The sequence below is a fragment of the Sphingobacterium sp. UDSM-2020 genome (assembly GCF_016132525.1).
Lineage (GTDB): Bacteria > Bacteroidota > Bacteroidia > Sphingobacteriales > Sphingobacteriaceae > Sphingobacterium > Sphingobacterium anhuiense.
In genome coordinates this window covers 70,431-82,464 of sequence record NZ_CP066166.1, presented here as the reverse complement: position 1 = coordinate 82,464, position 12,034 = coordinate 70,431, and the positions used below count along the sequence as shown (strand labels likewise).

10 protein-coding genes are annotated in these 12,034 nt (G+C 35.0%); 2 read left to right on the top strand and 8 right to left on the bottom strand.

The window, feature by feature from the left end; translation table 11 throughout:
- Nucleotides 1-27 precede the first annotated feature (27 nt).
- The 8 genes from JAZ75_RS00440 to JAZ75_RS00405 form a co-directional block, all read right to left on the bottom strand.
- Nucleotides 28-249 (bottom strand): hypothetical protein, encoded by a 222-nt coding sequence (locus JAZ75_RS00440; protein ID WP_208699640.1) that lies wholly within the window; start codon nucleotides 247-249, stop codon nucleotides 28-30.
- 102 nt (nucleotides 250-351) lie between these two features.
- Entirely contained in the window at nucleotides 352-792 is a 441-nt protein-coding gene (locus tag JAZ75_RS00435) for a MepB family protein (RefSeq protein WP_208699638.1), read from the bottom strand.
- A gap of 324 nt (nucleotides 793-1,116) precedes the next feature.
- Nucleotides 1,117-2,382: a hypothetical protein gene (locus JAZ75_RS00430; protein WP_208699636.1), complete on the bottom strand. Its 1,266-nt coding sequence runs from the start codon at nucleotides 2,380-2,382 to the stop codon at nucleotides 1,117-1,119.
- Nucleotides 2,383-2,388: 6 nt separating this feature from the next.
- The gene (locus JAZ75_RS00425) at nucleotides 2,389-4,401 is read right to left on the bottom strand and encodes a hypothetical protein (protein ID WP_183912406.1); all 2,013 of its coding nucleotides are present in this window, start codon (nucleotides 4,399-4,401) and stop codon (nucleotides 2,389-2,391) included.
- A gap of 4 nt (nucleotides 4,402-4,405) precedes the next feature.
- Complete coding sequence (locus tag JAZ75_RS00420) at nucleotides 4,406-5,092, bottom strand: hypothetical protein (protein WP_208699634.1); 687 nt, start codon at nucleotides 5,090-5,092, stop codon at nucleotides 4,406-4,408.
- A 171-nt stretch (nucleotides 5,093-5,263) separates the two neighbouring features.
- Nucleotides 5,264-5,893 (bottom strand): response regulator, encoded by a 630-nt coding sequence (locus JAZ75_RS00415; protein WP_132773576.1) that lies wholly within the window; start codon nucleotides 5,891-5,893, stop codon nucleotides 5,264-5,266.
- 5 nt (nucleotides 5,894-5,898) lie between these two features.
- Nucleotides 5,899-8,151, bottom strand: coding sequence for a sensor histidine kinase (locus JAZ75_RS00410; protein ID WP_208699632.1), 2,253 nt, complete (start codon nucleotides 8,149-8,151; stop codon nucleotides 5,899-5,901).
- Between the two features lie 150 nt (nucleotides 8,152-8,301).
- Nucleotides 8,302-9,654 carry a WG repeat-containing protein gene (locus JAZ75_RS00405; protein ID WP_208699630.1) on the bottom strand — a complete coding sequence of 451 codons (1,353 nt, stop codon included), beginning with the start codon at nucleotides 9,652-9,654 and terminating at the stop codon, nucleotides 8,302-8,304.
- 412 nt (nucleotides 9,655-10,066) lie between these two features.
- Between JAZ75_RS00405 and JAZ75_RS00400 the strand changes: the two genes are divergently transcribed.
- Nucleotides 10,067-10,453, top strand: a complete 387-nt coding sequence (locus JAZ75_RS00400) for a hypothetical protein (RefSeq protein WP_208699628.1) — start codon at nucleotides 10,067-10,069, stop codon at nucleotides 10,451-10,453.
- Nucleotides 10,454-10,485: 32 nt separating this feature from the next.
- Nucleotides 10,486-11,997, top strand: coding sequence for an NAD(P)H-hydrate dehydratase (locus tag JAZ75_RS00395; protein WP_208699626.1), 1,512 nt, complete (start codon nucleotides 10,486-10,488; stop codon nucleotides 11,995-11,997).
- The last annotated feature ends 37 nt before the right edge of the window (nucleotides 11,998-12,034 follow it).

Below are 12,034 nucleotides of genomic sequence, written 5' to 3'. Positions count from 1 at the left end.
ATAAAAATTATAAAGTATTATGGAATACTAATTTTTGTTCTTCATTAAATTCATTTCGAGTATAACCTGTTCTAAGGTCTCTTCATTAACAATAGGTACTTGTTGGATTTTTAGCATGTTATGCAATTTTGTATCCTTGTCGAGTAAATGAAAATTAGACCTCACAAAAGGATGAGCATTTGGTTTTTTAGAATCCTTATTTTCATTCATAATGGAATGATTTCTATTTTTTTTTCGAAATGGATGCATAATGATTCGATTATGTCTGTAATTGGTATTTACAATTTACGTAAAATAAATGAAAAGTACAATAGATTAGAATCTTGAAAATAATTTTTTAAAATTACCCCATTATAAGGTTAATAGTTGTTTAGCTTTTTTTAAGTCAACCTCTTCACCTGCAAGAATCTCTATAAAGTATAATTTTTGCCAAAGTTGTGTTTGTTTAGCCTGTTTATTCTCGGCGATATCCCAATTTGGATAGACTCTAAAACCTCGTTTACCAGCTTTACATTCACCTCTCAAGATACCATGCTTTGACAGAATGCTTCTAGGGAATATAAACAATCCAACATCATTATCTTTTCGGGTAGCTATTATATAAAAATCAATAGGGTTACTGCCTGCATACGGAGTCGTAATTCCAGCTGCATCCCTATACCATAAGGTAACGAATTGACCAATCTTTTTAGGTGTTATCTTGGCTTTCCTGTACTTAATTTTCAAATGGTCTAGATCAAAGTTTTGAGCATCATATTCTTGACTTTCCTGTTCATATTTTCTATGTGCCATTGTTAATCCACAGGGCTGAAAAATAAATGTATTGATGAGCTGAATCTCCGTAGGGGTAAGGGTAATATCTTGCAATGTGATGAATATAATAATTTAAAAAGCTTATTTATATGAAATGGATTGTGCATTTGAAGAATTGCTTGAACATGGTAAGCAGTTTCAAACTTTGTTAAAACATATATTGTTGCAAATATAAAGAGACTTGTGCAGATCTTTTTAAAGCGAGTGATATTAGCATAGTATATAACTTTAGATATAACAAAAAAACAGACAGTATTTTTTAAGTACTGTCTGTTCTCATGAAACCAAATATGACTACTAGTATTAGTAGGTGATTTCTCCCTTTATAGCAAGTTTGTTTTTATCCATAAGAGTAGTTGTCATTGTAGCGCTGACTTTGCTCTGTTTTAATTTACTAAATGGATATATTGTCCACTTTTCTGGCCATGCATTAAAATCAATAAAGAAGTAAAAAGGGTGTTGAGTTCTTTCATTTTGAATCCGATCAGGAGATCGTTCAGAAGTTGTATTTAACAAGTATGAATCGATATGTGCTTTATGAAATTGATAAAACATTTTACCAGGAAGGGACGCAGCTAATGGCTCGTTATATTTCCAGGTATGTACAATATAAGGAACAGCAATCTCTGTTACTTTTATTTCTTCTATAGTATTAAAATCATCATCATATGCATATGCAATCGAGGTATCTTTTTGGATGACACTATCGGTTTTAATCTCTAAATCCAAATAATTAGCATAATTCTTCTTTAACTGTTCCTGATTGAATCCTGTATACTTGCTCATAATCTGGGATAACAAAGGAAGATCATTTAGCGACAATAAACTCCATAAGGTAACAATTTGATTAGCTGTATCTATCTTTCTTACCTGAAGGTTCTGTTCTATACTTTCAGATAACAACCACTGGCCAGTAATGTCTGTCTTATGTTTCGTAACAGTAGCTTCAGCCATTAAACTTTTGTCTTTTAGGGCATAACCAATATGTTTTTTGGTCAAAGCATGTTCAAAGCCTTTAAAAGAACCGATCTGTACCCATGCATCCTGATTTTTTAACAGTGCATGGAGCTCATTAAAATTCGAATTAGGATCAAGTCCAATCGAATAAACAAGATGATTATGATCAAACAGTACTTTAATATGTTTTGCTATATCAACACTGACAATACCTTGTTTTTTATCTACAAAATTAATTGCCTTCGGATATTGGTTTGCAAAAAAAGAAAAACAATCATCATAGTTCGATACAGCTAATATTCCGCAGAATTGATTTTTCTGTGTATCAGTACTAAATAAAAACAGACGGGCTGGAATAGATATTCCTGAATTCCATACGATTTTTTTTATCAAGTCTTCACCACCTTCTATTCCTGTAGAACGGGTATCAAAGCTCAAGAGCTGAGATACATTATCTAACAGTAAGTCATCAACAGCAATGGAGAGAATACCGGTACTTGATTGACTGACATATTGTTTTTCAATCCTATTTTTACGGACAGTATAAGTCACCCATAGGAGCGATATAAGTATAAGTAATAGCGAGCAGATGATAATTGTAATCCTTTTCATGTATAATTAATTAGCGATTTTACTATCCATGTTCTGCATGATATGTTTTAAAATATACTGTAATGCATTTTTATCCTCTTTTGGCAATTCTATAGAAAGTTCACCAGAGAATTGACGATTTTTTAACGTACTTCCTTTTAATTGAATATCGCCGTAAGTCGATAGGTCTTTCATTGTTTGTTGCAATGAAGCAGTTACTGGTACTTCTAGTTTATGGACTACTTCAGGAATAGCATTCGCGTGAACAACCAAATTGAATGGATTAGCAAGTAAATCCTTTTTCACTTTTGCATTTTTAGTGCCTTTAAAACGGTTTTGTTCAATAGAAGTTAATTGTTCTACATCACTACCCACAAATACAAGATCTTCCTTGAAAAGGATATAGATTGGTTTTATATTTTTCTGCTCAGCAATTTTGTAAATACCATTTTCCAAAGTTACTTCTTGTTTTTTTACAGCGAAGTCAAGTGTACGTTTATACAATCTTTGATCTTGAGAAGTAAACATCCATAAGAAATTAGGTACATACTCATCTTTCATTTTCGTAATTTCTTTGTAATTGTAATCATCATCATACTCATAGGTTACATACTCTTTATTAACCTTTTGAAGATCATTTAAGAAAAAAGCATGGTCACCTTTCATCACTTTACCGATTGCTTTCTCATCTAGTGCAATTTCTAAAGCTGTAGCGCCAATGGTGACAACGTCACTATATTCGCCTGCAATGGGAGCATACCAACGATTCACAAGGGCTGGCAGTTGTTTTAGATAAGCTTCCGTATTAATATTTACGGCAGCATATGCCAAATGGTTTTCAGGGATATATTTTGCAAATTTCTTATTGATTTTACCATTGTACAACGGTTTGAAAATCTTTGCCATTTCAGCATCGACTCCCAAAGTTCCAGTAAACTTAATCGTATGCTGATCCTGGATTAAATCAAATGTACCTTCCTCATATCCATATTTAAATTTATCCATATCAATACCATAGGCCAATTTTAACACATCATAAGGCAATGCACCTTGATATAATTTATCTACATTGGGCACCCACAGACGAATCAGATGTTTGTTATCTGTTAATTTGATCGCTTTATTGTTTGCCATGTTGCTCTTAGGATCTAAGTAGCCATTAAAGTCATTTGCAAGCCATGTTCCAAATAATTTATTTTTAATAGAATCATTTTTAGCTTCTCGAGCTTGATTTAGAAGATAAAGTGAGTCCGACTCCAAATCGTAAGCTTCTACTGTGTCTACTGAATCATCCCATTGATCTGCGGATATGGCTATAGTCGAATCAACAACAGCTTCAACGGCCTCCATTTCAGCTTCGCTTATTTCTTCTAATACGTTCACGGTATCAGGTAAAATTTCCTCTTCACTCTCAAAAGTTTCTTCTTCCATAGCCTCCACAGCTTCTTCAGCAGCAGCTGTAGCTGCGGTTGCCGCATCACCTAATGCTTCATTATAGGTCCAGGTATCCGTCGCATAAGAGCCAAGATCTAAGCCGTAACGGTCTGCTACATCTTTCATTTGAAAGTATTGACTGTGTACATCACCTGTGAGAATAAACATTGTTTCCGAATTCCATGCAACCTGTGTTTTACCATCTTTGGAAACTCTTCTTTCATATCCATTATATATTGGAAGAACTTCATATTGTGAAAACATATGTTGTTTGACCTGATGGTTTGCTTTCAGGGGAAGTAAAATTCCAATGTAGTGTAAACTATCGGTATTTGCACGGTAAACATAAGCCTGTTTATCTAGATTAAAATCCAGCTCTTTTAGGTTTTTGATTGGAAAATCCATGTTTTTGGCCTGTTCAAATGCACCTAGTTTAGTTAGTGTTTCGTTTAGCAGTTCCATAGAACTTTGTTCTACTATAGCTTTATTATTAATAGAAACAACAAAGTCGGCATGAGCCGGTATTTTGCTGGTCAGTTCTTGAGCTGTAGCCTCCATTCCTGCAAAAGCAGATAATGCTAACAAGGGTAAGAATTTAATATTCATGTAGTTATTTGTTATTTAAAGTGATGGTATTGGCTAATGAAACTTTGCCACTAGCAAGATCTGTAGCCTTTAACTTAAGTAGAACAGCTTTTGCAGAACTGGATATTTTTGCTGAAGCATGTTTTTGTGATTTGACCGTTTTATCAAAACGTATAATCTGTGTGTAAAAGGCATCATTAAAATATTTGCGGTCAGTTTCAGATATACGGGCATACTCTTTACTTAAAGTAGGAGAGTGTGTATATGTTCTGGTAAAGGTTCTAGTTTTAGCATCGTAGGAATAATTATTATTATTACCGAGGGCACTTTTAAAATGAGTTCCAAGCGCTTTACTAAAATTATTCAGAGCATTTACGGAAGCGAAATTGCAGGAGACAGTTGCAATATAATTGTTAAAATCTAAATTATATTGCACTTGACTTATACCTGGGGTATTTTTTAAAATACGGATCATGTCCTCGGTTTCACTCTTTATCTTCTCTTTTGTCGGAATTTGAATGCCATTTACACTTTTTAATTTCATCAGAGAGGCCACTTTAGTACTACTTTTACTAAGGTTGAGCGTAGCTTTAATACTGCCAGAACCATTGGCATTTAGATTGATATCTTCGATAAAGTCAAAGCAACTTGTCAATAAACTGCAACAGCAGATTAAGATTATTAATCGCGAAAACGACTTAAGTTTTATCATTTTTTATTGTTTTAAAGGATTTGCTATTATTCCTGCTAATTACCGTGCCATCATCGTACGGCATCAGATTTTCTTTCTAGGTTCTTAGCAATTTTACGTCTACTCAAAGCTAGAGATTAGAAGCAATTTCTACAATCCCCGAAACTAGTGGTTTTATCAATCAAAGTTCTACTATTGACGAATCAATCCATATTCTAACGCTAATTTAATTGCAGAACTAAGATTTTTTGCGTCAAATTTCTCAATCAAATTTTTACGGTGACTTTCCACAGTATGCGGACTAATAAATAGTTTTTCTGCGATTTGCCCCGTTGTTAATCCCAAAGATGCCTCAGTTAGCACTTCCTTTTCCCTACGGGTCAATTTTGGAACACTTTTGAGTTCATCTTTTGATTTTCTTTCAACAATATTTTTGGTTTGAGAACATAGAAATTTGTTTCCTTTTATAACCTGTTCAACTCCGGCAACAATCTCTTCCACAGAAGCATTTTTTTGAATATAACCTTGGGCCCCCTCTTGCAGTACACTATTGATAACAGCATATTCGTTATGTACACTGATTACTATAATACGCATTTGAGGATACTTGGACCGCAACGGTTTGATCAGCTCAATACTATTGGCATCAGGAAGATTAATATCCAGTAAAAGTACATCAACAGGCCCATCCGAAAGCGCTTTATGCATGGTTGATGCATCAGGATAACAACCCACTACTTCTAACATATCTTCCTTAGAAAGGATATTTTTCAATCCTTCCGAAAGCAAAGGATGATCATCTGTAATTGCTATTTTAATCATTTATTTTATTTTTTTGGAAATATAATTTCAACACTTGTCCCCACATCTTTTTCCGACTGTATAGTAAATTTCCCTTTAAGGAAATCGATCCGCGATTGTATATTATGAAGGCCTGCTGAGTGATTACCCTTAACCTGATCAATATCAAATCCTTTTCCATCATCTTCAACAGTGATGGTGTAATAATCAGCTTCTTCTACAATTTGAATGATAATTTGTTTGGGGTCAGCATGTTTTATTGCGTTATTAACCAACTCCTGGATGACCCGATAAACAAGTAATTGTTCATCTTTTGTAAGTTGATTCGAATAATGTAAAAATTGTACATCAATATCCAATTGTACATTGGACATACGAACAGCGTAATCTTGTAATGCTTCTTCCAGACCATATCTATTTAGCAAATCGGGCATCAGATTATGAGCTACACGTCTTAGCTCTTCTACAGCAGTATCCAATTGCAGAAGAGATTTTTGCATATCATTTTTCATTGGGCTATCCACTTTATTTGTCAATTGAGATAAACTGATTTTTGTGGTGGATAAGAGGCCTCCTAGTCCATCATGAAGGTCCCTGGCCAATCGTCCTCGTTCCTGTTCCTGACCATCAAGCATAGCAGTTAATATTGATATTTTTGAATTCTGACGTTCCTTATCTAAAGAGAAATTGTACAGTTCCTTATTTTGACGCATACTTTTGGATCGCTGTTTATATGCGTATAGCATTAATAGTAGAACCAGTAAAAAAAACAAGATCAAAGCCACATAATATTTATTTATTTTCTCTTTATAAGAAATCTCATTTTTGAAACTGAGGATGTCCTGAGCACGATTTTGTGTCTCTAAACGAGATAGCTTGAGTTCCTGGGTTCTTTTTTCAGATTCAAGTTGTGTGAGCTCAAGTTCTTTTCGCTGATTTTCTTCATGCAACTTCAAATTCTCATATTGCTGTTTTTGCTGCAGACTGACGGTATGCAGCAAACGGAGCTGCTGTTCTTTTTTATCCGTTTCCAGTTGCATTCTGATAAGTTGCTGTTGCTGTCTTTCTTTATCAAACTGTGCTTCTAGTCGTTTGCCCAATTCCAATTGTTCTTGATTGTATATGGATTTAAATGTTTCCATATACACTTTATGGTAACGTATGGCTTCAGCAAGATTATTCTCCTGTTCCGCAATTTCAGAGAGATTCTCGTAAATACTGAGGATGATGTTCTGATCCGGAACACTGCTTTTAGTAATCTCCATAAGTGCCGACAACAAATAGGCTTTAGCACGCTCAGGTTTTTTGTTTTTCAGTGCGATCTCCGCCATTATACCGTAAGCAGATGCAACATGCGTGTATTGTTGAGTCGCTGCTCCCTGCTTTAGGGCGAGCTCAGCATATTGAATTGCCTGATCTTGATAAGAATCAGGAAAAAAACTAAAGTAGAGGTAAGCTAGATTATTAGCAACAAAAGATAGATTAGATGGGAAGGGGATTGTAGCCTTATTTTTGTTATACGTATTAATAGCTAAGAGGTAATACTTTTCTGCCTGATCTCGTAATTTGTGGTTAGTATCGTTCTTTATGTACTGTTGTTCATACATATACCCCATGAGCATATAAGCGTCAAATATAGCAATGGGATCATTTTGTTGAATAGCAAGATCTAAAGCAAGTAGACTGTATTTCTCCTGTAGCTGATGCTCATTCCAATTCGCATAAATTGAAGTTAGCTCCTTGTAAGTTGTAGATTTACGGCTATTAAGTGTACGGGATGGGGGAGCCTGATCAAAATAGCGGATCGCACGTAGAAAACTTCTAACAGCTTCACCTTCTTTATTATTTCTGGTATATAGCCATCCTTCACAATAACTTATATAACCCTTGATCTCTACATCTTTAGATTTGCTAGCAAACTCTTTTGCCTTATCAAAACTACTTTTAGATTCTTTTATACGCTCGCTGATTCTATAATTCATAGCCTCAATCGCATAAAGATTAGCCGCATATTTTCCATCTGGTAAGCGACTTGCTATCTGGATATTATCTTTAAGGATTTGACCGGCCTTAACTTCTTGTTGATTGAAAAATAAGGCAGTTGCATATTTGCCGGCAACAATTAATCTTTCTGGATTCGTAACAGATACTTTATCATATTGTTCCTTTAGTTTATCTAGCACTTCCTGAGCAGAAGAAAAGTTAAATAAAAAACACAAGATTAATAGAAGCAGAGTTTCTCTCAATTTATTGGTAAAATATAGTGCACTCTTCTTCATTTGCATTCATTCTGGACCTATTATATAGGAGACTAAGATATCATTTTTTATAAACAATGTATAGATCGAAATATTAAAATAGTTGTTTAAACCCCATAAATGCAAGAAAACTCCCATATTTATTTTACTAAATATGGGAGTTTTCTCATATTATTCAGCCTCTACAGCAGCAACCTCTTGACCTTTAGTATCAATATAATATATGTTTTCACCAGCTTCATCTTCCGAGACAATGGCTACACCATTATCAAACGCAAGTGCTGTTGAAAATTTAAAAGGAATAATTGTTTTACCTTTTTCATCAATGTAACCATACTTACCATTTTTCATCGCTAAGAAAATATTTCCTTCATCAGGTAAAGCCATATATTCATATCCTTCGGCTATTTTTTTATTATCTTTAATAGAGAGTAAAGAATAAGAAGTATCCTCGAACGTAATAAAATAGTCTTTATTTCTCATGAAAATGTGTTCATGTACTGCTGGTATGATCACCTGTTCCTTCTCATTCATAAAACCGCTTTTATCATTTTTCATGAATTGGATCAGCCCATTTTCCGGAAAACTCACCATCTCATATGTTGCGTTAATCAAAACGCTTCCATCAGCACGTAATAAACCGTATTTATCTTGTGCACCGTACATGAATGTTTTGGAGTCGTCAGAATAGTTTAGAAAATCGTGTTGTAGCGTAATAATTTCTTTACCGGCTAAGTTGATCGCTCCAAATTTATCCTCGGCATTGTTTACTATAGATATGTCTCCATCAAAAGGTGCTATAAAAGTATACTTAGGTTGTAAAAGAACTTTATCATTCTCATCTTTTAGTCCATATAAATCTCCGGTTTCATTAGTGAAAATATAGCGATTATCAGCAACTTGAAGATCACCATATCCTATTGCACTATCAGCTTGCATTTCAGTATAACTTTCTGGAATTTCGAATAGCTCTTGAGTCAATTCCTCAGAGTCGATCTTTTTTGCAATGTAGCCATCTCCCGATACCGTAATTGACAATGGTGCCCCAGGTAAAGTTTCTAAGAAATTGAATTCCGCCCAAGATAAATTAGGGATCTGCTCAGTATAATAAACCGCAAGTTTTACATCCTCGCCAGACTCCTCATCAGTTCCTATATTAATTATTGCTAGTTTACATGTATATCCCGCTATTTTTTTCTCTTGGCCTTTTATGTATTCGATCTGGATATCACTGTAATCATTTTTGGTACCGTCTTGTAGCATCAAGTACTCTTGAGAGTTAGGAACTAAAATAAATGATTTTAATTTTTTCTTATCTTTTATCTCGATGTGACTTTCATCCTGCGTATAAGCGATGCGCATATAATCCTGATTCACCCAAGCTCTTAATTGCGTATCATCCAGCTGTCCATTGTTTTCTCCCGATTTTATTCCGTAATCGATACGAAAAAACTTGTTGGATTGAGCTAGGGCACTTAAGCTCATTAAGCACACTGTTGCTAGTGTTAGTGTTATTCTCTTCATGATATTAATGTAATTCTAACACAAAAGTCATGATTGTTTTTTACCATTTTTATCCCTGATAACAGCCATTTGCAAAACATGAATAGGGATTTTTTAGTTATCATAAACAGCTCTTGACCATCTCCTCACGTATTGATCACCTAAGCATGAAGTCTATTTGTATATTTTAGAGCGCTTTAATTTTTTCGATTTCTAGATATAAATGGTTGTTTTTTAACTTGAAATAGAGAAAATCTAAACAATAAGAGGATGTAATTTGTTTAAAAGTTGTACAGATTATTTCAAGCGACCAGATGTGAGACATATGCGCATACCTTTACTACTTTTTTTCATTACAACTTTTGTAAATGCCAACCCCCAGCAGTTAAAGCAGGTATCGCAGGAAGAAGCGATCCTGACGAACATTGTTTTTATGCGTACCGAAGGATTACTTATGACCCAACTGATAGAGCAAAAGTCAAAGAATAAAAAAGTGCTTTCCGCAATTAAGCGAGCCAAACGTTACTACACAGAGACCCAGCCTATGCTACTAGAAGTTATAAAAGGAAAAGCACTTGCCCTAGATCAAAAACAGTTCGATTACATTTCTCAAGAAGCTGAGAAAAAATTCCAAAATTACGACATCAAAAATGAAGGTCATTGGATTAAACTCTATCAAAATCACATTCAAAACTGTATACGCTCATATAGCCTACTTTTGCAAGATAGAGAATGGGCAAGTGTTACTTATTTTTCATTTTATGCACTGCCAGAATTGATTAATCTCGATCAGGAATTTTTAAAATTAAACATTAAATAAATACAAGTATATTTAGCTTATACCTGGATCAAATGAAAATTCTTACCGCAAAACAAATGATGAACGCAGATGTACTGACCTGCAACGAACAACAAATAACAAGCTTAGATTTAATGGAAAGAGCTTCCCAAACGGTCTTTGCTGCATTAAAGATCAAGTACCCAGATCTCCCAAAACAACATTTCACCATCATCTGCGGAAAAGGAAATAATGGCGGAGATGGATTGGTATTAGCACGTTTATTAGATGCACATTTAGCCAATGTGATGGTATATGTCCTAAAATCCGAAATTTACGCGCCTGATAATAGCCGCAATCAGGCAAGATTATCCGCGGCGCAAATTCATTTTTTTAACGAAACAGATCAGTTGCAAATCCCGGATAATACCATTGTTATAGATTGTCTTTTCGGATATGGACTTCGAGAAGAATTAGACGGAAAATGGGCTTATATCTGCAAGCAGATCAATGAAGCTGATGTTCCTGTATATGCCATTGATATGCCTTCAGGCTTATTGGCAGATAGACCAACATCGATTACTGCTCCTGTGATTCACGCAGATTTGGTATATACTTTCCAAATGCCTAAGCTCGCATTATTAATGCCTCAGAACCAAGTATTTTATGATGATTTTCAAGTACTGGACATTAAATTGAGTAAAAATGCTATTGAAAAAGAAAATTCCGATTTGATTTATGTGGAAAAAGGGTTAATACTCAAATACTATAGAAAAAGGAAAAAGTTTGAACATAAAGGCATTTTTGGGCATAGCATTATCATAGGGGGAAGCAAGGGAAAAATGGGGTCCGTCCAGCTGGCACTGAAAGCAGCTTTGCGAAGTGGCTGTGGTTTAGCTACCGCCTTTGTACCTGCTTGCGGGCATATCATTATCCAGACTGCTGTGCCCGAAGCTATGGTCTTATTGGATGACCATAATGACGTGATAACCACCATACCCGACTTAGCAAATTATCAGGCTGTTGGCATTGGAGTAGGAATGGGAACCGCAGCAGAAACAAGTGTAGCCTGGATAGATTACTTAAGTAGAGGAATCCAAACGCCATTGATTATAGATGCCGACGGCTTAAATATGATGTCAAAAAATCCCGAGTTATGGAACTTTATACCGAAAAACACCATTCTGACTCCACATCCAAAAGAACTGAATCGGATTATAGGATCGTGGATAGACGATTGGGATAAATTAGAAAAAGTAAAAGAATTTGCAAGTAAATATCAGGTCAATATATTGATAAAAGGAGCAAATAGTGCAATGGTGATGAGCGACGGTAAGAGCTACTTTAATAGTACAGGCAATGTAGGGATGGCAACTGGGGGCAGCGGCGATGTATTAACAGGGATTATAACCGCATTGCTTGGACAGGGATATCTTGCAAACGAAGCGTTAATCATGGGTGTATATTTACATGGAAAGGCAGCAGATTTGGCAGTTAAAACCATCGGTACTTATAGTCTTCTTCCTTCAGATATTATTCAGTATTTACCTCAAGCGTTTCTTGAATTAGAACTTGCGACACTGTAAACCAGTCCAAGACTTAAATGGCAGACGATAGTTTGTT